The following is a 22,863-nucleotide window of genomic DNA, read 5'->3' on the forward strand; positions in this document are numbered from 1 at the left end:
TTTTAGATACTTCAGAAAAGATATCTTCCACACTGATATCATGTTCTGCTTTCATTTTTCCAGTTGAAAAATGAACACTTACACTCTTAACACCTGGGATTGTGTTTAAATGGTTTTCAATACTTTTGGCACAGCTCCCGCAATCCATGCCTTCGACGTTATAAACACGCAAATTTTTATTTTGCTGTAGAGGTTCAACCTTGAACCCAAGCTTTTGGACCACATCCTCCACTTGTTCAAGATTAGTCCTCTCATTCCCTTTAAAACGGAGTTTGCCTGTATTATAATTCACCTTAACTTCTTCAATGCTTTTTAGTTTCCCTAACCCTTTTTCGATGGATACAGCACAAGAAGGACAATCCATTCCGGATACTCGATATTCAATCATTTCGCCCTTTGAGATAGGGGCATGGTTTTCATTTGCCTTTTCCTCAACAATTGAATTAGAGCAGCAAGAACTATTTGTTTTTGCTTCGCTGCTGCAGCAAGGCTGATCCACCTCAAGCACTTCTTCACTGCTGCAACATGGCTTACTTTCCTCCACTGCAACTTCACTTGTACAGCAAGAAGTTTTTTCCCCGGCATCGGACTCACCGGAGCAACAAGATTGCTTCTCCTCTGCCACTGCCTGGCTGGTGCAACAATCAGAACTCTCCACTTTATTAAAGTTGATTGATTCTGAACTTCCGCTGCAACAGCCTGTTTCTTTAGGAGCTTCTGCAGTTTTAGAACTGCAACATTTATCCGCCATTTCTTTCACCCCCTAGACAATGTGATTACGACAACATGCAACGTCATTTTGTACTTCTTCCAGCACTTCATCAAACATGGTTAATAAATCGCGGACTTTTTGATTGCTTAGACTATAGTAGATGTACTTCCCTTCCTGTCTGCCGACAATTAATCCGCACCCCTTTAAACAGGAAATATGCTGAGATATACTTGACTGACTGCCATCCAAGTCTTTGATAATTTCCGATACTGTTTTTTCTTCTTCTTTTATACAGTCCAAGATTTGAATTCTCATTTTATTTGCAAACCCTTGCAGGAACTTAATTTTTGTATCCATATCAGTCTCTTGCAGCAATATGACCCCTCCAACTCATATTAGATATTTCTAATATGTTTTCATTACTATCATATTACCAATTGCTAATATGAGTGTCAAAATCAATAAATAAAAAGTTCATCATTAATTATAAAATATCCACCCATTCCCTACTTAAAAAGGAGACTCATTTTTTGGAAGTAAAAGATCTCTTACAATCTAATGCACTTCCTCGGCCATTTGTTTGTGAAAGAAATAATTAAAGCCTGCAGACCTGGTAATCCCAGAACCTGCAGGCTTTAATCCGTTAAACCTGTTTGTTTTTAATTATCAGTAAAAAAATTGTAATGAGAAGAAACGCAGTCAAAGCGAGAAATGGAATGGTTATAAACCCTAACCAATTTATATATTCTGCACTGCAAGGCACCCCGCTCACACATTCCTTTATCCCTCCAAAACCAGGAACTTTTTGCTCCAAATAGTGAAAGAATGAAATAAGAGCACCTGCAATTGACATTGGGAGAATGACCTTTTTCAAGCCGAGTTCATTGTGAAATGTGGCCACTCCAAGAATCAACGTCAAAGGATACATAGCTATTCGTTGATACCAGCACAACTCACAAGGAATGAATCCCCTGATTTCACTAAAATACAAACTCCCTAAAGTTGCAAGTATGGATACTAACCAGGCACTGTACATAAAAATTTGATTTTTACCCATTACTCCTGCCCTTCTTCAATTAATGATTTGATTCTTTCATAATCATAAGGATCTTCGAGCATCGTGCCATTTATAATGATGGTTGGAGTTTTCTGTATATTAAAATCTTCAACGAGTGAGGAATCAGTATTCACTTCCTCCATAAAAGTTTGTTGCTCAATATCCTGACTAAATTGATCTATATGGACGTCTGTAGTCTTTTGAGCCACTTCAACAAGTTTTTCTACTGTAATCCATTGTGCATCATGATTGTCCCCAGGCTGTTCTTTGAACAATTCCTTATGAAAGTCCCAATATGAATCGGGATCATTCTTTAATATTGACTCAGCAGCCAGAGCCCCTAAGGTTGATTCTTTTCCATGAAATTCAGTATTAATGTAAGAAAAGTTTGCTTTCCCGGTATCAATAAAGTCCTCTTTAAGTTGCGGATAAACCGACTCTCCCCAAGCTTTACACGCTGGACATTTAAAGTCACCAAATTCTACTACAGAGACGGATGCATTCTCTTCTCCAATCAAAGGCTGATTGGCTGTAGACGGATGATTTTCCAATATCTCATCTTTGTCCTGGCTTTTATTAGTTAATACAACAATAGCCACTAAGAGTATCACGATTGCTAAAGTAATCATGACAAGGTATTTCATTGGGGCTGATTTTTTATTACTCATACGTTCACCTCACCTAACTAGTTTAATAATAAAACTATCATATCATGAGGCTGATACGTTATTGAAATTCTTACAGATTATGAACAGTTTCTTGAAGTAGATTTCATCACTGAAGGTATGAATGTTATTCTATTAAATGCATCTGTAGTTGAACAACAAACTACAATTATAAACACATCCAATCCTGTCAGCCATCTGACCAAACCAACTCCTCCCTTCCTCCAATCCTGAAAATAATCTGCGGGTGCTCCCTCAACTGATACTTTAACGGGACACCGTTCCTGTCCCCTCGTCCCATTTAACTCTGCAAGGTCAATAAAAGAACCAGTCGTGAGGATACTCCTCAGGACTGGTTCTTTCAATTATTCTCTTAATTCAGGCTGTCGATGATGCTTTCTAGTGTTTTCCCATTCCCGGTTGATTTCGGTTCGTTTTCGTGAGGGACTGTTGGATTTTCCTTTAGGAAGTTTTGGTTGATATAGTTCATGTCAACCATATCTATCGTACCGTCAAAGTTAATATCTCCTTTGCGGTCGTTCGTACCCCAGTGCTCTTCCAGGTAGATCGCATCAAGAATATCGATGACATGGTCTTTGTTCACATCTCCAGCACTAGCTGTCTTTTTATCTATAAATTTCTTTTCACCTGCATGACCGTCCAATCCGATATAAAAGGACTTTTGCACAGTAAAATGTCCAGGTATATCAAATTCTAATTTTAATGGTTCCCTGGTGGACGGCAGTGAATCTACTTTAAATTCAGGCTCTTCCATTACTTGCCCCGGATATTGATTTCCGTCTTCATCTAAAACCTTGACAGTAGCACCCATTGTAGAATAATCAAATAGCTGTACAGGACCGGAAGCAGATAATTCATAGACTGCTTCTCCATTCATGGTACCCACAATTTGAGAATCCAGAGCATTAATTTTAAATGATGGATCTACTCGTCCACTAGCCGTTTTCACATCTGATAGGTTCGTAAAGTCAGCTTTTGTCAGATAGACCTTTGCGTAGTCATTCATATAGGTATCATTTTTCACTTCTGCTGTTAAGTGAAGCAGGGAGAGTACATCTTCGGCATTCCATGTTGTATTTTTTGCTTGTAAAATCACCTTAATCGTACCATTTTCATTGGTCACTTCTGCATCGAAGCGATCCTTCATAGTTTCAACTAGAGCAATTTCAGTAACTGATAGAACCTTCGGGTCGTATTTGAATTCGAATTCTGCTTTTTTAAAGACTCCTTGATTCGCAGCATTTACATCGAATGTGACCGATTCACCTTGCGTCACTTCTTTTTGATTTGCGATACTTGTCACATATGGTGAACCTTCTTTAACAAAATAGTACTGCAAGGAATCAGATTTATTCCCTGCATGATCCGTTGAATAAAATTCAACAGGCAGTACTTTTAAGTAGCTCGGGATCGTACTTCTTTCAAAATTAAAATTCCCTTCCGCATCAACAGGCAGTCGAGATGGATAATTCGTATTGTAACGATAATAGACCGTGTTATTTGCTTGAGTGATATCGGAACCAGCAGCTATTAAATCATTTATTGCCTGATCCATCACATTCCCATTGATATCAATCACCGGATTTGAATTATCAGGATTTACTTCAATTACGCCCCCAGCTTGACTGGAAGTCAATTCAGGTTTTGAATTATCAACTGAAATCGGTTTTTCAATAATGATTTGTTTTCCGTTTTCTCTCGTAAAGACAAACTTCACCCTATACGTACCCGGCATTACTTGGACAGGTTCCATAGCTGCAGCTTGTTCGGCTGTGACGCCAAGAGGATAATAATCTCCATTGAAGAAAGGGTTTATTTTAATATCTTTGCCTTCAGGCATTCCAGTACCTTCGTAATAGCCGATATAGCCGATATCTTCAGAGTTTGTATCTGATAAAAATATATCAAGTGAGCGCATATGAGAATTTAATTTTAGATTAGCAGATGCTAAGCTGCTATAATTAAAATTTCCGTTATTGATCGTTGTAATGCCTGAGCTTGTTTCCAGATATTCAACGCCATCTTTTACCTTCCGAATACTAAAAGGAATACTATATTCCTCTGACGGATCTTCTTTATTCACATACCGGATATACCCTTCGTAGTAACCGTCTTCAGCTGTTTTAGGAACATTCAAGAAAACATTTGTTTTCTTTTTCTTTCCGGCTTTTACTTTTATATTATTATCAAAGGTTAGCTGAATTCCATTTTCTGAAGCGTCAAGAGAATGATTTGCAAACTCTGCACTTCCAATAAACGTTTTCGTTTCTTCACCGGAATTTTTAATCATGATCGTTCGTTGATCTCTAAGTGAATTATTTTCATGCTGCAAGCTGAAACTCATACTTCCTGTCAGCTCATCAATCAGAATTTCCTCACCATCTATGAAGTTTTTCGTCTCATCCATCACCTGAAAGTTCATATTTGAATGAATCGCTTCAAAAGCATCGATACGTCCGGCTCCCACATCAAAGACACTGTACTCTTCTGCCATTTCATCTGCAGTATTCATCAGAGATGATTTAATATCAGCGGGTGTTGTTTTTGGATTTTTTTCAAGCATTAGCGCTGCCACACCCGCTACTTGTGGAGCCGCCATCGAGGTTCCTGATAATCGGGCATAACCATATTCGTACTTCCCTTCATATTTCTCACCGCGTAAATAGGGAGGAACCGTTGACATAATATCCATTCCTGGTGCTGTCACCTCTGGTTTAATATCATACGTAAACAGCGCCGGTCCACGAGAGCTGAAATAGGAAATGGTATCTTCCGGGTATATCACATTTTTTTCAGGGTTTTTAAACGTATAGTGTGCTGTTTCGTTCTGTAATATTTCTTTAAACGCTTTTCCTTGCTCACCATTAAGAATATACGCATACGTATGATCAATGGATACCGCCATTTTATCTCCGATGAATCCGTTATATGTGCCGTATATAAATACAGCTGCTGCTCCATGTTGTTTTGCCAACCTGACTTTTTCAAAAGTCCGATTCGTTCCAGTCGAAACCAGGGCAATTTTCCCGTTTACGTCGGTACGTTCAAAATCAGTTTCCAGCCCTTTACCAACATCGACAATATCAAATGTCTTTCCTTCTAAGGTTCTGGGATCCTCACCGTAGCCATGCGTAGAATACCGTATTTCCGATTCTGCTTCTGTACTGCTGCTTTTAAACGTTCCTGTATAATTGAACTCTGCAACTTCTGGATTACTGGAACCTACTGTAATCCCAAGTGCTGAAGCGGCCGGAGTACCGAGAGTATACTTTCCTCCACCTTCATTACCAGCGGCCAGAACACATGTAATACCTGATAATACTGCATTATTGATCCCAATCGCTAAAGGTGAGTATGGATCGTTAGCGTTTGCCCCCAGCGACAAGTTAATAACATCCATTTCATCTTTCACTGATTTCTCAATGCCAGCTAAAATATCTTCCGTTGAACCAGAACCATATGGACCAAGAACTCTATATACATATAGGTCCGCATCAGGTGCAACCCCTTTAGTTGCATAATTTGAGTCTGCTGTCCCCTGCCCGGCAAGGATTCCGGAAACGTGGGTGCCATGAAAGGTAATATAATCCGAAGCACTCCCGCCTGGCTTACCGGCTTCGATCCAATCTTCGTAAGTCGTTTCCATTGGATCATTATCATCATCTACAAGGTCATATCCACCTGCGTAAGCATCTTTTAAATCTGGGTGGTCATAATCAATTCCGGTGTCAAGGACACCAACTTTAATGTCTTTTCCTGTTAAACCTTCTTCATGCAGTTTGTCTACTCCCATTATTTCTTGAGGGGTTTTCCCGCTATATGGTGACGTATTCGGATTTTCTTGAGTAGGTTTAATTAACTGCACTTGTTTGTTTTCGTAAACGCTTCTAACTACTTTAGAACGAAGCAAGGTTTCAACCTGATTCGCAGGTAATGTCAATGCAACACCATTGAATGCTTCCTTGAATGTATCACTTACTTTATGTTTTACCTTTAGTCGCGATAAGTCCTTATTGAATTGTTCATGTGATGCTTCTAATTTTTTGTTCGCTTCTTCTCGTGTTAAGGTTTTTCCTTTAAGCTTTTCAAGCATCATTGCGGTGTTGGCTGTATGTTGCTTAAACTCGATAATAACAGATATTTCATTTGAACTATCCAGCTTCGTCCCAGGTGAGAAATTCATTTCTGGTTTGCTGGTTGTATTCAAGTCTTGGAGTGCTTTTCTTTGCTCAGGCGTTACTTCTTTTAAAAACTGGTCGATTTTCTCTGTTGTTTCTCCATGAATAAGATTCACTTTTAGTTGAGTTTGTTCTCCATTTAGATTGGATTGTGTCCCGTCATGAGAGGCTGCCATACCGCCAATTGGATTTAGTAACATGGCACTTACCGCTAATACAGTTCCCTTTACGATTTTCTTTCTCTGTTTCATTTTCTTCCCCCTTTTTTCATTAGCGCGTGCGATGAAGCTTATTGATGTTTTTTACTCCCTATTTGAAAATGATTTACTCCCCCTTTGAAAATAATCTTGAATACTTAGTCATTAGCAAACTATGATCATATTTACATTTAGAGTTAACATGAAAAAAACCCTTTATTAAATGGACTTTCCCAATGTAAGCGTTTCAACATCTTTATCCGATATGATTCTGACAATGTTTTCAATTAGGAACAAACGTACTAACAACAAAACAGGGAAATTTAACCCACTAAATTCCCCCCATTTACGCTGCTTGTATTCTCTTGTAAAATCTATTGATTAGTCACTCGAAAGCATTTTCCTGAGAAAGCGATTAAAGGAGAGGGTTCCCCTATTCTCAAACTAACAGTATGGAAAAGCCTTCAATCTTTATATCGTTTTACTTATTCAGGTCACCAAGCTTTAAGGGATAGAAACAAGTGGTTTGGAGCCCTTCAAGAGAGACAGCCTAATTATGTGGTGTGGTGGACGGAGAAGGTAACGGATGTTTCCTGGAAGGAGGCATTTAAGAGATACGACTAGTATATTCAACATGGACCAGACCCTTATGCATTTGATGAATTTGGGGAGAGAATCTCAAATGAATTTTAATGTTAGTGGAGATTACCCTTCACGATACTTCTCCTACGCTTCAGCCATTCTCATTTATTCATCATCGGCTGCCAATCAAGTGGGGGATGGATGATCGATTGCCCCTTGCCAAATTACTAAATAAGTAATAAGTTTTAGAACTTTGTATAAACCACTTGGGCATACTGGAACCAAAATGTAGAAGATCAATTTTCAATCCTCTCGTCTTTGCAAAAAAAGCACGGTGCCTGACCCCCAGCACGCTAAATCTTTACCTTGCTGGGCATCAGGCACCAATCAAGTGCGCGAATGTATAGTTATCATCAAAAAGTGGTCCGTCCCTCTAATTCTCTTATCGCGCTGATCGCTCCCATTTTTGTACAAACAGTCGCCCCCACGCGATTACTGGTTGAGACGATGTTCTTTAATTGTTTGAAATCCTCCAGGAGGGCTTTAGGGTCCTGATAATGATTGAATTGATGCAGCGCCGCCCCCACAAATGCATCTCCTGCCCCAGTTGAATCGATGGAATGAACAGGGATGCTTGGGACGATACACGATTCTTTTCCGTTTGAAACCAGTGTACCATCCTTCCCAAGGGTGACTGCCACGGTTTGGGCTCCCAGTCTATGAAAACATTCGACTCCATCTGATAGATTCGAGAATCCAGAAATGATTTTACATTCCTCTTCGCTTACTTTGACAAAGTCTGCTTGACTGATGCACTGTTCTGCCACCTCAATGAAGTCCCCCTCTCTCCCTTTCCATAAATCGCTTCGAAAGTTCGGATCAAAGGAGATGAACTTCCCTGCTTCTTTGACCGTTCGGATGAAGGATACGTACGCGGACTTAAAGGGATCATCCAGTAAGGCAGTGGCGGATCCGAAGTGAATGATTGAAGATTCCATCCAACTGCTTTTATGAAGCTCTTCCCTGTTCAGGTGGGCATCCGCCCCTCGATTAAACACGAAATCTCTTTCCCCATCTTCTTTCAATGACACAAACGCCAGAGTCGTAGGATGATGTTCATCAAGCAAAATGGAAGAATCATCTATGGTAAGATCCACCATGGTCTGTTTCAGGAAATGGCCGAACGGATCATTTCCTACCTTGCTCAAGAACCTTGCACGTCCCCCAAGTATGGTGATGGTCGCGCACACATTGGCGGGAGCCCCTCCTGCCTTCTTTGAAAAGTGTTTTCCTTGAGCCAATCCGGTATCGATATCGGTACAAAAGAAATCGATGAGCAGTTCACCGATGCACAGGATTGAAGGTTCATTCATGTTCTCAAACTCCCTTTCTCCAGATCGATGAAAGCTCCGTAACCGAGATCTCTTCAACATTGGCACCCCCTCCAAGGGCAGTGAGAGAAAGGGTGTGATTCGTTCCTCGAGGGAAGATCAGATTGGTTAATGCTCTCCTGCCTCCCTGTGCGAATAACTCCAAGGAAGAAGCGTCCAGAAATAGCTGAAGGATGAGCCTATCGTCTATTAATTCAACTGGGCACTCGGAAATTCCGGGAAACGAATCCGAAAAACCGTTTTCTCCTGACTGAGTCCGATCGACCGTTAACTTGTGGGTGATTCGATCGTACCGAATACTGGTTTTCTCATCTGATGAATGGTGGATAGCCAGCCTGAACTCCTTTGCCTCTTCCAACGTTACAGATAGATTTACTTCCATAAATTCATGATTTACATCGATTGAATACCCTTCTTCCGTTAACACGATTTCCTTCAAGACCTGTGATTCTCTTCTGATTCTATTTATCTCGGATACAGGTTTTTGTATAAGTTGAAACCCATATGGCATAGAAATCAAGGTCATTTCTCTAGGCAAGGTCATGGCTCCTCTCCACGTTTTAGTCGGAACCTGATTTGCATATCTCCAGTTGTTCATCCATCCAAGATAGATCCTTCTTCCGTCCTTTTCAGGGATGTCAGACCAGCTCACTCCGGCATAATTGTCCCTTCCGTGATCGAGCCAGAGGATGGCGTCCCCATTATGATGGTTAATAAACGCCTTACCGTCAAAGTTCCCAACAAAGTACTGGGTCCGTGAACCTTCCTTGAGACCGGGGTTGTCACCGATGCTCACAAGCATCACCCATTTTACATGATCTGGGTTTCCATCAACCATTAGAGGAAACAGATCCGGGCATTCCCATACTCCGGAATGGGACCCTTCGTCCTGACCAAATTCACTGGCAAACTCCCAGTCTATCAAGTTAGGGGACGTATAAATGGTAATCGTTTGACCCGTCGCCAGAACCATTACCCAACGTTCAGATTCCTCATGCCAAAATACCTTGGGATCCCGGAAATCGGTAATGTCTTCATCTGATAATACAGGATTTCCCTCGTAAGTCTCCCAAGTCCTGCCATGATCATAACTATAGGCAAGGCTTTGTCTCTGCCTTGGACGATTGGAGTCCGGATATGTGTCGGCACTTGTATAAATGGCGACAAGCCCGCCTTTCTCCTCTTTAAAGAAACCTGATGTATTCTTCCAATCCACCACGGCACTTCCAGAGAAAATAGCCCCATGTTCGTCAGGATGAAGTGCAATCGACAGCTCCTCCCAATGAATTAAATCACGACTCACCGCATGCCCCCAGTGCATTGGTCCCCACGTAGTTCCATGTGGATGATATTGAAAGAAGAGATGATATTCCCCTTCGAAAAAGACCATTCCATTCGGATCATTCAGCCATTTTTCCTTCGGCGAAAAATGATATTGCGGACGATAGGTTTCTGAATAAAGGCTCGTTTTTTCTTGATAATTGTTCGTCATAAGGATCCTCCTTTGCTTTCAAAAGGCTGCACGATTGCCTGAGCAAGGTACAGCCGGAATTTGATTATGATTGGTTTCGGTCATATCCATCCTGCTTGATTTTCAGCCATTCCTGTAACCCGAGGCGATCGAGTTCTTTCAAGTAATCCGCCCATTCTTCATCGGCTTTCCCGTTGGTGATCCATTCCGCCTTTTTACGCTTCACATAAGCAAGCAAATCGGTCTCGATCTTCGAAAGCTTATCTAATTCCTCAAGGGAGAAAAATACTTTTGGATAGATGTTTTCCGCCTTCATATCCGGTACCATGACATCCTTCATGAGCCCCAGTCTCCAGGCAGCATCATCCGGTTTCGTCGTAACGGTTCCGTAGTATTCGTCCAAAATTGCCAGTGGACCGCCGACGGATGTTTTTTCCCTGAGCTCTACAGGAGCCGTTCCCTCTAATGGAAGATGCTTTAATGAATGGCTTGCACTATCCATTTCGAAGATGTTTTGCTGTTTGTCATCCCCGTAGGTTCCCCAGTTATTTTGAACCGATTGAAGCGGGTTATAGAACTGATCAATCCATTTCGCCGTCAATTCAAGGTTCTCGTTAGCACTCGTGATGACCATTCGGTTCCGGTCAAATCCCATGCCGTTCGTTCTTGTTACATTCTTCGTTCCATCCGGTCCTTCAAGGGCAGGCATGAGGTCGTATTGATCGTTCATACCCGTGATGTTGGCTTTATCCCATGTGAAGTACATTCCGTAGCGACCTTCTTTTCCTTTCGACAGGTAGGTGTTCCAATCCTGTTCAAAAGCTTCTACGTCGATCAAATCTTCTTTATATAACTCATTCAAATAATTGATGGCCTCCTTATATCCTTCATCGGCTGCCGTCAGCTTTACTTCTCCATCATTCGTGACCACGGTATGATCCCAGTTTTCCCCTAATCCAAACGAGCCAAATAAGAAGGACACATCTTCACCACCATGATTGATGATGAAAGACATCGGAATCTCATCTGCCTCACCATTTCCGTTTGGATCCTGCGTCTTGAATGCTTTCAGGACTTCTTTTAGTTCATCGGTTGTTTTCGGCATTTCAAGTCCCAGTTTATTCAGCCATTCGACATTGATCCAAGGGAAGTCATCGACGGAATGGATACTTTCTTTCCCTGAACCAAGCTCTTCAATCCAAGGGAAGGAATAGATGTGGCCATCCGGTGCCGTCATCATCGATCGATATTCAGGTGCATCTTCCAGGACCTTTTTCAGGTTGGGCATATGCTCATCAATCAGATCCTCAACAGGAACGACCGCTCCATCCTTGGCAAGCTTCAACAGCTCATAGTCACTGTATCCTGCATTCATAATCGCGTCTGGAAGCTCCCCACTAGCGACAGCGAGATTCCGTTTTTCATTGAAGGTTTCCCCCGCTGTATAATTGGTCCAGTCGATCTTCACTCCTGTTTCTTCCTGGAGCCTTTTGAAGATCAGCTTTTCATTTGGATCATCCGGAGCAAGTGGTGAGCTGGATGTCATCATTTTCAGTGTCACCTGTTCCTCTAAAGGAAACTTCACATTTTCCAGTTCATAATTCTCAGAAGAAGCACTTTCACTGTTGTTGCTGCACCCTGCTGCAAGCAGCATACCTGATATCAGAAGCGCTGACATTGTGTTCACCTTTTTACCCATTTTTAAACCCCCATTGTTAATAAGTTGATTATTTTAAAGATCCCACCATAACACCTTTTTCAAAGTATTTCTGGAAGAATGGATACATAATGATCAGTGGTAAGCTCGCTAATACGATAGATGAATACTTGATCATCTCTGAAATTCTTTGCAGTTCCGCAGCAGCCTGTTGATCAGCGATCATTCCCGGTTGCACCTCATTCTGGATAAGAATCGAGCGCAGGACGAGCTGTAACGGGTACAAATCCCGGTCCTCAAGATAGATCATCGCATCGAAATACGAATTCCATTGTGCGATGAACGCATAGAGCGCGATGACAAAGATAATCGGCTTTGACAACGGAAACACAATGTTCAAGAAAATCTTGAACTCCGATGCCCCGTCGATTCGTGCTGCTTCCTTCAACTCATTCGGAATCGATTTGAAATACGTTCTCGCCAAGATGATGAACCAGACGTTGATGGCATTGGGAAGGATGATTGCCCAAATCGTGTTCAGCATCCCTAAGCCCTTCACCACCATATACGTCGGGATCAACCCTCCGTTGAAGAACATGGTGATGAGAAAGAACACCATGATGAACTTTCTGCCGATAAGCCCTTCAGCCGAGAGTGAATACCCGGCAAAGATGCAGACACTAACGGTGATGAGGGTGAACCCGGCAGAATAGAGAATTGAGTTGATGAATCCTTTGACGATAGTCCCATCCTCGAAGATCCGTTTATATCCTTCGAGCGTCCAATCCGACCCGCTGATGAACAATCCCTTTTTAACTAGAACATTCGGCTCAAGAACCGATGATAGTAGAACGTATATCAAAGGGAACAGAACGATAATCACGATTCCCCCAAGCAGGATTTTGTTGACGAAAAGAATGAATTTATCTGACCTGGTGTATTGGTACACCTCGTTTCCCCCTTTATAAAAGACCTTCGCCTTCGTTTAATTTCTTGACCACCCGATTGACGAACACCAACAAGATGACATTGATGACAGCATTGAACAATCCCACTGCCGTGGCGAATGAATAGTCACCGGCCTGCAGCCCACGCTTGTATACATAGGTCGAAATGATTTCTGAGGTTGGCAGGTTCATAGACGTCTGTAACAGATAGGCTTTCTCAAATCCGATTGCCATGATGCCTCCTGCTGCCAGGATGAACAGGACCGCCATCACAGGCTTCAGCGTCGGAAGATCGATGTGCCAGATGCGCTGCAGCAGGGACGCCCCATCTACGGTTGCTGCATCGTGAAGCTGGGGATCCACATTGGCGAGTGCCGCCACATAGATGATCGATGCCCACCCTGCGCCCTGCCAAACCCCTGACCAGATATAGATGCTTCGAAACGCCTCGGGATCAGACATGAACGAAATCGGCTTATCGGTAAATACCGACAACATCGCATTAATGGGGCCTGTAGGTGATAAGAAGAGAAAGATCATCCCCGAGATGACGACAACTGAAATAAAATGTGGTGCATAAAGGATGAGTTGAATATTCTTCTTCACCCCTGCTTTCCGGAGCTGATTCAGCATGAGTGCAAGAATGATTGGGATCGGAAACCCAATCAGAAGCTCAAAGGAACTTAATTTCAGAGTATTGACCAGGATATCCATGAAATTCGGAGACGATAAAAAGTCCGTAAAGTGCTTGAATCCCACCCATTCACTGCCATTGATCCCCCTGATGGGACTGAAATCCTTAAATGCGATGGATGCCCCGTACATGGGAACATACTTGAAAATGATCGTAAGTATGATGGCCGGTGCAAGAAACAAATAGAGAATATAGTTTTTCTTCATATAATGGAGCTTGGTTTTGAATTTCTTATTTTTCTTTGTTTCCGATATAACGGATGTATCTGCCTTGGCAAGTTCTTGCAATCTTTTGACCCCCTTTATAAAAATCAAGTTGTTTTGAAAGAATGACCCGCCCATTTCGGTGAGGTTGTCTGTTGAGTTCACTTTACTAGATTCCCAGCATGAAAACGTTTACTTTTTTCGGATGAAACAGTTTAAATATTTCGGGAGTTTACTGCACAAAAAAAAACCTCTGGCAGCTGCCAAAGGTTACTATTCCATGTCATTCAGTTCTTCATTAATCTTTTTTACCGCCTCTTCTGCCGAAGTTTTGACATCCTTCCCTCCGATTCCCACGTCTTCAAATAATGTCTTGACCGCATCACTCACGACAGGATAGGCAGGAGTTATCGGTCTATTCCTGGAATACTTTTGTGCCTGTTCCACGAAAATATTCTTCGGGTACTCATTGAACTCGGGAAAGGCATCTGCAACTGAATAACGCGCTGGAACATCCCCGGTGATATCAACATACTTCTTGGCACCTTCAAAGCTGGTGACATACCGGATAAATTCCCAAGCTTCGTCGGGATAGTCGGTTTCAGACGAAATACCGAGGGACCACCCCCCGTTTGGAACCGCCTGCTCGCTCCCTTTCGGCAGGGCGGTTATCCCGAAATCCTCACCCAGCCGGAAATCAGGATTCATCATAATGAGACTCTCCACCATCCAGGAACCGAGGACCGTCATGCCAAGCTTATCGGTCTCCAATGCTTCCTGGGGGAGTTCGACCTTAGCCACCTGGTGTTTCTGATATAGATCTTGATAAAACTGGAGTGCTTTCAGTGAAGCCGGGGAGTTCAAATATCCACTCGCTGTCTGATTGCCCGGATCCAGTATATCTCCTCCAAATTGCCAAAGGATAGGCATCTTGAAGTAGGAAGGCGATTCCCCATTCGGGAATCCCTGAGCTGGATCGATTCCCGCAATGTCAGGTGATAAAGCAGAAATTTTCTTAGATGCCTCCAGAACCTCATCCCATGTCATCGGTTCATGCGGGTTTTTGGAAGGGAGGGGCACCCCTGCTTTTTGGAACAAATGAATGTTATAAAAAAGGGCGACACTCGATTCTGCAATCGGGGATAAGTAGATTTCATCCTTATATGTGATTCCCTTTAACGTAGGGGATGCGAGATCTTCAATATGACCTTCTTGTCTCATATAATCGTCGAGGGACATCAGACTACCAGCACTGGCATAAAGGGCAAGGGTCGGTGTATCGATGGTCAAAATATCAGGAGGATCACCCGCTGCCATCTCGGTTCTAAGCTTCAACTCATAATCCCCATATGGGACAGGGACCATCTCCACTTCGATCGTGGGATGATCTTTATTGAAGTCAGCCACCAGCTCTTCATATGCCTGATTTTCAAGTTTTGTCCCACTGTTCCTCCAGAATGTCAGGTGTATCTCAGCTTGTTCAACCAGTTTTCCACCATCTTTCTCCCTGCTCGTTTCCTGAAAGGAGGTGAAGTAGAAGATGCTGTAGATCCCGGCTGTCAACATGAGTACAGCCGCCAGTAAGTAGATAATGGTTATTTTATACTTCATTGCGCCTCTCCTTATCCACTGTCATGGATTTCCGGTAATCAAGTGGCTTTTGTCCAAAACGTTTCTTGAACACAGTGCTGAAATAGCCTGAATTGGAATAGCCGACAAGATGGGCAATCTCGATGATTTTCAACTGTTCATCCATCAACAAGGAACGTGCTTTGTCCATTCGAAGATTCACAAGGTAATCACTGAAATTCTGTCCTACCAATTCTTTAAACATCTCCGATAAATAAGCCGAGTTGATATGGAATTGATCAGCAAGGGAGGTGAGTGAAATTTCATTAGCGTAATGCCTGTCCATATATTGTCTTACATTTTCCACAATGGCAGTTCCATTAGAAGAATGACGGGTTTCACTCACTTTTTCCGCAATCATTCTTGCCAGCTCCAGCAGTTCTCCTTTTACCCGCTCCCGAGACGTCAATTCCCATATACACAGTTGACAATTCCACATCTTCTTCTTCATCTCTTCGGTATACAGATCATATTTTCTTGCAATAGATTCCAGCATGAAGAGCACCCGGCTCGCTGCAAAGGAATAAGACATCACCGATTGCCGATCGCATTCAGCAAGTGTAGTCAGAAGATGTCTTTGGAAATTCTCGAATTCCCCCTGCTCCATACTGTTGGACAGCTTCCATTCTGCATCATCAGTGAACTCGATGGTCTGTTTACTCGTTGTCCCGTCGATGAGCTGGGACGTAGCATCAGCTGAGCTTTGGCTCCAGGAGAGTACGGCAGAAATATATCCGTTCTTTAATTGTGATAAACCCCTGACCACTTTCCCCAGTCCGATGACTGTTTCAAGATTCAGATAGGTGCTGACACTCTTTTGCAGCTCCTGAATAAAGATAGGGACTTGATTTTCCCCTGAGTGATGATGGCATAGGAAATGAATCATATTCGGGTAACTCGTATCATAGAAGGACATGATTCCTTCATGCTCATAGGATAACTCCCTGCAAAGCATCTTGAAGGGAAGAAACAGCTCCTTAACCTGCTCTCGGTCCATGCTGCGTATCTCTACGGTGATGAACTGGACGACAATATCCTCACCTGCTAGCACATCGAGCTTCAGCTGACTGAGTCTCTCGCCGGAAATATTCATCCCCGCCCATTCATCCTTCACTAAATGAAGCAGGTACTGCTCCCTCATTTCCTCGGAATGGAGTTGGTTCATTCTGTCCCTTTCCATCCTTCTTTGCTTCTCTGCTTCAATCTCGCTCTTGCTTTTCCTGAGGGCAGCCGTCAATTCCTCGGGATCTACGGGCTTAAGCAGATAATCCTTCACTCCTTCGACCAAAGAGGAACGCACGTACTCGAAATCTGCGTATCCCGACAGGACGATCACCTTGATAACTGGATACTTATCCGATAACACTTTCACAAGCTGCATCCCATCCAAGACCGGCATCCTGACATCGGTCAGGACAAGATCAGGCATCACCTCTTCTATAACCTGTAACGCTTCCTTGCCATTTGATGCTTCACCGGCAATAACAAAGCCTTCTTCATCCCAGTCCACTTTCCACTTCAACCCTTTTCGAATTTGAATTTCATCATCGACCATAATCACCTTCAGCATGAAGATCCCCCTCTCCACTTTTTATCCATAAGGCAATGGTTGTGCCTTGATTCTCTTCTGATGTGATGTGATAGGTAAAATTCTCTCCGTAATTCAGCTTCAAACGTCCCAGGACATTTTTCAGCCCAATGCTCCGCCCTTTGCTTTCCAATACATGCCGCGATTCGTGGCTGCCCAGGTCACTCTTCAATTCCTCCACGATAGACTCAGGGATCCCGATACCATTGTCCTCAACCACAATCTCCACCCAGTCATCTACTTTCTTCGTTGAAATACGAAGAACAGCCTCCGTCTTCTCTACGAAGCTGTACTTAACAGAATTTTCTACAAGGGGCTGGATGACAAATTTTATGATCGGGAGCCTAGAGGCATTAGGATCTTCCTCTATGGAGATGGAGAGCGCTTCTTCATAACGCAGCTTCAGTATTTCCATAAACCTCCGTATATAGGCCATTTCTTCCCCAAGGGTTACCATGTCCGATTCCGTATTAAGAGAATATCTCATGATCCTCCCTAAATGAATCGTGACGTCAATCACCTCTTTGTTCTTTCCTTGAGCTGCGAGCCCGCCGACGGTCTCAAGGGTATTATTGAGGAAATGAGGATTGATTTGCAGGAGCAGCGCTTTGTATTCCGCATCCCGTCTGCGTAAGTTGGCTTCATATTCTGTTTCAATCAGGGTATCCAGGCGGCTGGCTGTCTGGCCGAACACATCCACCACATAGCCAATCTCATCATTTGCTGTCTTAATGGAAGGAATTAATTGCTTGGCTTTCTTAAAATCCCCCTTTTCCACCAGTTTCATGGCACCAGTCAATTTCCCTAAAGGCTTTACAATGGTTGAAGAGAGGAGGTAAGACGCCATGATCGTTAATAAGAAGATCCATCCACTCGTTAAAAGAAGGTTTCTCTGAAGCACATTGATCTGAGAGAACAATTCGGATTTGGTAATTTCACTGACAAGCACCCAGTCCCCCACCCTTGCCTTCTGATAGAAGAGCATATACTCTTCCTTCTCAAAAGGGACCTCTATTAATCCTGATCTCTTTTTCTCCGTCTTAATGGTCCTTAAGCTTTTTTTTACCACATTCTCTGGTGTATCAATGCTGCCAGTCAGCACATTCCTGCCGTGGCTGTCCAGGAGATAGACTCTCCCGTTCTCCCCAAGTTTGATCTTGCTTAATGCTTTCTCTAGGAGGGACGATGGAAAGTTCACCTTGATCACCCCGGATAAATCAAGCGTATTAATATCAAAGAGAGGAAGAAGGTAACTGTTCACCTGATCCGCCATCAGATCATTATGAGACCGAAGCCAGCGCTGATCGTCTTTATAGAAATCATCGAACCAAATCGTTTTCTCAAGAGGAGGAAGATTCCCGGCAGTCCCAGTCCCATCATTGAGGTAAACCGATACGGACATCGACTTGGAATTATTGATCATCATTGAGGACAACTCCGCCTTCAACTGGTTTTTCGTTAGAAGTCGTTCCGCATCTGTTGCCTCCCTGCCATTCTCCTCAGACTTGATCCATTCCTGAGTCGTAGGGTTCACCAGTACCTGCTTTCCTAAATCCTCTGCCTGTGATGTGATCGAATCAATATATAACGAAAACTGTTCCATCATTTCTATCGTCGAATCCGTCGTACGTTCCTCCATGATAGACGTAAACCAGTTTGGAATCAGAATCGACAGAACGAGAAAAGGAAAGGTCAGTAACAGGGTAAAAATCATAAATAATCGGTTGCGAAGTGAGAAAAACATAGCCCCTCCCTGTTTGAAGCAGATTAACGTTTTTTTTGAAAAGTGAAACTACTATTCTTTTAAATTTACCATAGAATGAGGGGGCTAAAAAGAAAGAAAGATGTGGAGAAGAGGGAATATACGGAAATATATTCGGTGAGCTCCCACTTTTGCGGACGCACAGGGACGGTTCCCTCGCAGTTTGTCCACTCCCATTATTTCTTGAGGGGCTTTCCCGCTATATGGTGACGTATTCATATTTTCTTGAGTTGGTTCAGATCGAAGCAAGGTTTCAACCTGATTCGCAGATAATGTCAATGCAACGCCATTGAATGCTTCCTTGAATGTATCACTAACTTATGTTTTTATCTTTAGTTGAGATAAGTCCTTTTTAAATTGTTCATGTAATGCTTCTAATTTTTTGTTCGCTTCTACTCGAGTTAAGGATTTCCCCTTATACTTTTCAGGCATAATTGCGATGTTTGCTGTATGCTGCTTAAACTCAACAATAACAGATATTTCATTTGAACTATCCAGATTCGTATCAGGTGAGAAATTCATTTCTGGTTTGCTGGTTGGATTCAAGTCTTGGAGTGCTTTTCTTTGCAGGGCATTACTCCTTTTAATACTGGTCAATTTTCGCTAGTTTCTCCACTAACAAGATTCGTTTCATAGTCCCGTAAACCTGCCTCAATTGAAGATTCCAGAAGTCTTTTTGTCTCCTCTCTATTTCCTTAAAATAAATGGAGTTAGTTCTATGGGCCAAAACTAAAAGTTATATCGTTCAACAAGGAATACGCCAAGTCATTCTAGAATATATGTAGGTGAAAGTGTAAATGGAGGGATTAATTTGGCTTATGCTGCGATCTATACGGTTGGCAGGTTAAAACATCCAATTGAACATCCTGCCTCCCGTGAGTTTTTTGAAGTGGGAGATGAAGTCATTCGGGAGGCTGCTAAAACCGGGCATCTAATAAAAGAATTTTCACCTAATAGAGTACGTTTCCCTGAGAAAGCGATCAAAGGAGAGGGTACCCCTATTCTCACACTAACAGTATGGAAAAGCATTCAATCTTTATATCGGTTTACCTATTCAGGTCACCATATGCAAGCTTTAAAGGACAGGAACAAGTGGTTTGGAGCTCTTCAAGAGAGACAGCCTAATTATGTGGTGTGGTGGACGGAGAAGGTAACGGATGTTTCCTGGAAGGAAGCTTTCAAGAGATACGACTATTATATCCAACATGGACCGGATCCTTTTGCATTTGACTTTAAGCACGCATTTGATGAATTTGGGGAGAGGACCTCAAATAAAATTTAAATGTTAGTGGAGAATTCGCGATACTTCTCTCACGCTTCAGCCATTCTCATTTATTCATCAGTGGATGCCAGCCACCCAAGTGGTTTATACAAAGTTATTAAAACTTATTACTTATTTAGTAATTTGATAAGGGGCAATCGATCATCCATCCCCCGTTGAACTTGCAAATTATTTTGTTTTGTTATCCATCGGTAACAAGAAGGTCAATTTTCAATCCCCTTGTCTTTGCAGGGTCAGACTCTCTAATGTAGTCATACCAAACTAAAAATAGTCTGACCTTCTTCTATATTAATTAACATTTTTTCTTCTTCTACACTGACTATCTTTGAACCTTCACTATTCTTCGGGTCATCCTTTAATTCAAGAAGTACTTTATTGTGCCCTTTTTGTATTGTTGAAGAAGACAATAGCCGGAGATCAATTAGTAAAACTTCAGCTCTTCCCCCCGTTTGTATACTATCTATAATTTCGAAAGAGCTGCAGAAATCTCTACTTCTTTATGGACAGATTTGCTGCTTCAAGAGCATGAATATACGTTGTGTCAAACAGAGGAACATCTGAGTCCTCCTGGTTTATCAACAACCCAATTTCTGTACAGCCTAATACAATAGCTTTAGCTCCAGTGTCGATTAAACCTTGGATAACTTTTTTATAATAATCTCTGGATGTTTGTTGAACCTTACCTAAACATAGCTCTTCATAAATAACCTTATTCACAATTTTTCTTTCATCGTCATTTGGTATCAAAACCTTTATACCATTGGACTCTAAACGTAATTTGTAAAAGTCTTGCTCCATGGTATACCTTGTACCGAGTAACCCTACTGAAGTAATCCCTTTCTTTTTAATTTGAAGGGCTGTTGCATCTGCAATATGCAGAATAGGTATGTTTATTTTTTCCTGTATGTCACCAATAACCTTGTGCATGGTATTGGTGCAAATGATGATAAAATCTGCGCCGGCTTTCTCAAGAGAATGTGCAACGTCCCCCAATATTTCACCAGCCTTTTTCCAGTCACCCTCTGACTGATAACGCTCAATTTCTTCAAAATCAACGCTGTATAAAAGACATCTTGCAGAATGCAACCCGCCTAATCTTCTTTTCACCTCTTCGTTAATAATCCGATAATACTCAACAGAGGATTCCCAACTCATTCCACCAATAAGTCCAATAACCTTCATGTTATAACTCCCTCCCCAGCCTCTTTTTTGTTATTCTTTTCAATTCAACGTTCCTATGGGACAAAGATTCATCTTCTTAAAACATTCAATATACTGACTGATAATCCCTATGCAGTATTCAATAATATGGTCCTAAAGTAAAAAAAGAACGCTTATCCTTGTTACAGAATAGCGCCCATTAATAGAATACTAATTGCCTATCACTCCACTCTTAATAGTAAAACTGCCCCTTTATTTGTACAAAGGATGGATGGGTGATCCATATTAATACCAATAAATATAAGGTCAACAAGCCAGCCGTTATTTTATATTGATTATTTTTCGATTTTTCCATATAAATCCTTAGCTGAACTTTACAATTCTTAACGTATGTTTTCCGCGCAATGTTGGCTGTACCTCTTCTTAAGTCAATGGTTCTATATGTAAAATTGGCGCTTACCTTTTTTTAAGATAAGCACCAGACTGTTGAACAATTTTGATTGTCCTATAGCTGGTTGGTTACCTTAACATATTTCTCGTACCATTTTTCCCATTCCCCTTTTGGGAAATCCATATATTTACCGTCCAGTACTGCACTAAACATAATTAGACATACATGCCATCCAGATAAATCTTTTGGAGTATGATCACTGAGGGCAGGGATATATTCTTTTAATACTAATAAACAACCATTATCTTTAGGAGATAACTCGAATCGAACCCAACCTTCTCCCCATTCATACTGCAAGTATGATTGTTCTTCGAAATCTAAGATTGAAATATCGAAAGAGTTACCTGTCCCATCATTCATATTGAACTTAATTTTTCCTCCTTTTTGAAGGTCTACAATTTCTAGGTTTGGCATCCATTTTTGCAATTTACCATTCTGTGTTAATGCAGCCCAAACCTTTTCAACTGAATGATTTAGTGGTCGATTATATGTGGCTATAAAGCCATTTTCTTTTTTTTCTACAACTGCTAACATACATTATTCCTCCTCATCTAATAATTGTTCTAGAGTATCTAACTTATCTGACCAGTATTTTCGATAAGGTTCTAACCAATTATCAATTTCTGCAAGGGGTTCCGCATTCAAATGATAAATATGTTTTTGGGAATCCTTATTGATAATGACTAGCCCTGCCTCCCTTAATTTTCGAAGGTGTTTAGAAACCCCTGGCTGGCTTAGCTGTGTACACACAACTAATTCTCCTACAGACCTTGGTCCTGCTCTAAGAAGGTCAATAATTTTTCTGCGATTTTCCTCAGCTATAACTTCAAACAAAGTTGTAGTGTATGTTCTCTCACCCAAATTTATCACATTCCTACTGTTAATATATAACCATGTAGTTATATTACCAACAAGAAATATAAAGGTCAAATATATTTATTCTAATTAAATTGATTCATTCAGTTATTAAACACTCTGGCTCTTAAAAAATACCAAAGTTCCCTTAATATAAGAAAGACAAAAAAATCCTGCATATTCCATTTTTATACAGCAGGATTTATTATTTTAAAAAACTACAACAAGAATGGAAGGAGAGCGATTATGCCACAAAACCAACAACCCAAACAGAAATTGGATTCAGCCATGAAGCCAAACTTTGCTGGAACGGATGCTCTAGAAGTGAAAAAACAAATTCAAAAAGATGTGAGTGAAGGT

General features: G+C 41.7%; 20 protein-coding genes. 2 read left to right on the top strand and 18 right to left on the bottom strand.

The features are described 5' to 3' along the window. From HP456_RS05665 to HP456_RS05690, 6 genes are all read right to left on the bottom strand, one after another. Nucleotides 1-751: heavy-metal-associated domain-containing protein (locus HP456_RS05665; protein WP_172249040.1), on the bottom strand; the 751-nt coding region annotated here is incomplete at its 3' end. Nucleotides 752-763: 12 nt separating this feature from the next. After that, complete coding sequence (locus tag HP456_RS05670) at nucleotides 764-1,069, bottom strand: ArsR/SmtB family transcription factor (RefSeq protein WP_172249055.1); 306 nt, start codon at nucleotides 1,067-1,069, stop codon at nucleotides 764-766. A gap of 286 nt (nucleotides 1,070-1,355) precedes the next feature. Then, nucleotides 1,356-1,769, bottom strand: coding sequence for a disulfide oxidoreductase (locus HP456_RS05675; RefSeq protein ID WP_172249041.1), 414 nt, complete (start codon nucleotides 1,767-1,769; stop codon nucleotides 1,356-1,358). Continuing rightward, nucleotides 1,769-2,437, bottom strand: a complete 669-nt coding sequence (locus HP456_RS05680) for a DsbA family protein (protein ID WP_172249042.1) — start codon at nucleotides 2,435-2,437, stop codon at nucleotides 1,769-1,771. Before HP456_RS05680 ends, HP456_RS05675 begins: the two co-directional genes overlap by 1 nt. A gap of 77 nt (nucleotides 2,438-2,514) precedes the next feature. After that, nucleotides 2,515-2,799, bottom strand: a complete 285-nt coding sequence (locus HP456_RS05685; protein ID WP_172249043.1) for a hypothetical protein — start codon at nucleotides 2,797-2,799, stop codon at nucleotides 2,515-2,517. A gap of 8 nt (nucleotides 2,800-2,807) precedes the next feature. Further along, nucleotides 2,808-6,884, bottom strand: a complete 4,077-nt coding sequence (locus tag HP456_RS05690) for a S8 family serine peptidase (protein WP_172249044.1) — start codon at nucleotides 6,882-6,884, stop codon at nucleotides 2,808-2,810. A 360-nt stretch (nucleotides 6,885-7,244) separates the two neighbouring features. On the opposite strand from HP456_RS05690, the gene HP456_RS24995 reads away from it, so the two are divergent. Continuing rightward, nucleotides 7,245-7,454 (top strand): DUF3291 domain-containing protein, encoded by a 210-nt coding sequence (locus HP456_RS24995; protein ID WP_463429174.1) that lies wholly within the window; start codon nucleotides 7,245-7,247, stop codon nucleotides 7,452-7,454. 371 nt (nucleotides 7,455-7,825) lie between these two features. Here HP456_RS24995 and HP456_RS05700 read toward each other — a convergent pair whose 3' ends face one another. The 9 genes from HP456_RS05700 to HP456_RS05740 form a co-directional block, all read right to left on the bottom strand. After that, nucleotides 7,826-8,785, bottom strand: coding sequence for a carbohydrate kinase family protein (locus HP456_RS05700; protein ID WP_172249045.1), 960 nt, complete (start codon nucleotides 8,783-8,785; stop codon nucleotides 7,826-7,828). Between the two features lie 4 nt (nucleotides 8,786-8,789). Further along, nucleotides 8,790-10,295 carry a glycoside hydrolase family 32 protein gene (locus HP456_RS05705; RefSeq protein WP_172249046.1) on the bottom strand — a complete coding sequence of 502 codons (1,506 nt, stop codon included), beginning with the start codon at nucleotides 10,293-10,295 and terminating at the stop codon, nucleotides 8,790-8,792. A 64-nt stretch (nucleotides 10,296-10,359) separates the two neighbouring features. Beyond that, a complete protein-coding gene (locus tag HP456_RS05710; protein ID WP_172249047.1) occupies nucleotides 10,360-11,973 on the bottom strand; it encodes an ABC transporter substrate-binding protein in 1,614 nt (537 codons plus the stop codon). Between the two features lie 28 nt (nucleotides 11,974-12,001). Further along, complete coding sequence (locus HP456_RS05715; RefSeq protein WP_172249048.1) at nucleotides 12,002-12,880, bottom strand: carbohydrate ABC transporter permease; 879 nt, start codon at nucleotides 12,878-12,880, stop codon at nucleotides 12,002-12,004. A 13-nt stretch (nucleotides 12,881-12,893) separates the two neighbouring features. Then, nucleotides 12,894-13,859, bottom strand: coding sequence for an ABC transporter permease (locus HP456_RS05720; RefSeq protein WP_376766194.1), 966 nt, complete (start codon nucleotides 13,857-13,859; stop codon nucleotides 12,894-12,896). Between the two features lie 189 nt (nucleotides 13,860-14,048). Further along, nucleotides 14,049-15,386: an ABC transporter substrate-binding protein gene (locus HP456_RS05725; RefSeq protein ID WP_172249049.1), complete on the bottom strand. Its 1,338-nt coding sequence runs from the start codon at nucleotides 15,384-15,386 to the stop codon at nucleotides 14,049-14,051. Next, nucleotides 15,376-16,974 (bottom strand): response regulator transcription factor, encoded by a 1,599-nt coding sequence (locus HP456_RS05730; RefSeq protein ID WP_246288773.1) that lies wholly within the window; start codon nucleotides 16,972-16,974, stop codon nucleotides 15,376-15,378. The genes HP456_RS05725 and HP456_RS05730 overlap by 11 nt, the downstream gene beginning before the upstream one ends. Next, entirely contained in the window at nucleotides 16,949-18,736 is a 1,788-nt protein-coding gene (locus tag HP456_RS05735) for a sensor histidine kinase (RefSeq protein ID WP_172249050.1), read from the bottom strand. Before HP456_RS05735 ends, HP456_RS05730 begins: the two co-directional genes overlap by 26 nt. A gap of 336 nt (nucleotides 18,737-19,072) precedes the next feature. After that, entirely contained in the window at nucleotides 19,073-19,351 is a 279-nt protein-coding gene (locus HP456_RS05740) for a hypothetical protein (protein ID WP_172249051.1), read from the bottom strand. A gap of 214 nt (nucleotides 19,352-19,565) precedes the next feature. Between HP456_RS05740 and HP456_RS05745 the strand changes: the two genes are divergently transcribed. Next, nucleotides 19,566-20,036 carry a DUF3291 domain-containing protein gene (locus HP456_RS05745; RefSeq protein ID WP_172249052.1) on the top strand — a complete coding sequence of 157 codons (471 nt, stop codon included), beginning with the start codon at nucleotides 19,566-19,568 and terminating at the stop codon, nucleotides 20,034-20,036. A 489-nt stretch (nucleotides 20,037-20,525) separates the two neighbouring features. Here HP456_RS05745 and HP456_RS05750 read toward each other — a convergent pair whose 3' ends face one another. The 3 genes from HP456_RS05750 to HP456_RS05760 all read right to left on the bottom strand — a co-directional run bounded on the left by HP456_RS05750 (nucleotide 20,526) and on the right by HP456_RS05760 (nucleotide 22,509). Continuing rightward, nucleotides 20,526-21,218: an aspartate/glutamate racemase family protein gene (locus HP456_RS05750; RefSeq protein ID WP_172249053.1), complete on the bottom strand. Its 693-nt coding sequence runs from the start codon at nucleotides 21,216-21,218 to the stop codon at nucleotides 20,526-20,528. A 484-nt stretch (nucleotides 21,219-21,702) separates the two neighbouring features. Next, entirely contained in the window at nucleotides 21,703-22,182 is a 480-nt protein-coding gene (locus tag HP456_RS05755; protein WP_172249054.1) for an SRPBCC family protein, read from the bottom strand. A 3-nt stretch (nucleotides 22,183-22,185) separates the two neighbouring features. Further along, the gene (locus tag HP456_RS05760; protein WP_246288775.1) at nucleotides 22,186-22,509 is read right to left on the bottom strand and encodes an ArsR/SmtB family transcription factor; all 324 of its coding nucleotides are present in this window, start codon (nucleotides 22,507-22,509) and stop codon (nucleotides 22,186-22,188) included. Between the last annotated feature and the right edge of the window lie 354 nt (nucleotides 22,510-22,863).

It is taken from the genome of Bacillus haikouensis, assembly GCF_013179555.1.
GTDB lineage: Bacteria > Bacillota > Bacilli > Bacillales > Bacillaceae_B > Rossellomorea > Rossellomorea haikouensis_A.